The sequence below is a fragment of the Streptococcus suis genome (assembly GCF_002964045.1).
Lineage (GTDB): Bacteria > Bacillota > Bacilli > Lactobacillales > Streptococcaceae > Streptococcus > Streptococcus suis_U.
This window is the reverse complement of the sequence record NZ_POPB01000360.1, coordinates 1-264: the sequence shown is the minus strand read 5'-3', so window position 1 is coordinate 264 and position 264 is coordinate 1. Positions and strand designations below refer to the sequence as shown.

Genomic DNA, 264 nt, shown 5'->3' with positions numbered 1-264 from the left:
TGTTAGGACGGAGTAAATGTAAACCATCTATTTCGTTTAAGTTAGAAAGGAGCATATAGATGAAAGATTTACATGCAAAATTATTGGCTGATTTTGGGATTGATTTTTCGGATTTGAATTTATTAGAAACGGCTTTTACCCATACTTCTTATGCCAATGAGCATCGCCTTCTAAAAATTTCACATAATGAGCGCTTGGAATTTTTAGGAGACGCTGTTCTCCAGTTGATGATCTCCAAATATCTCTATCAAAAATATCCTGATA

Annotated in this window: 1 protein-coding gene; it reads left to right on the top strand. The window is 33.7% G+C overall.

Annotation, left to right across the window (positions count from 1 at the left end; genetic code table 11):
* Positions 1 to 59: 59 nt before the first annotated feature.
* The coding region (locus C1E99_RS08805) for a ribonuclease III domain-containing protein (protein ID WP_330848222.1) at positions 60 to 264 on the top strand (205 nt) is incomplete at its 3' end.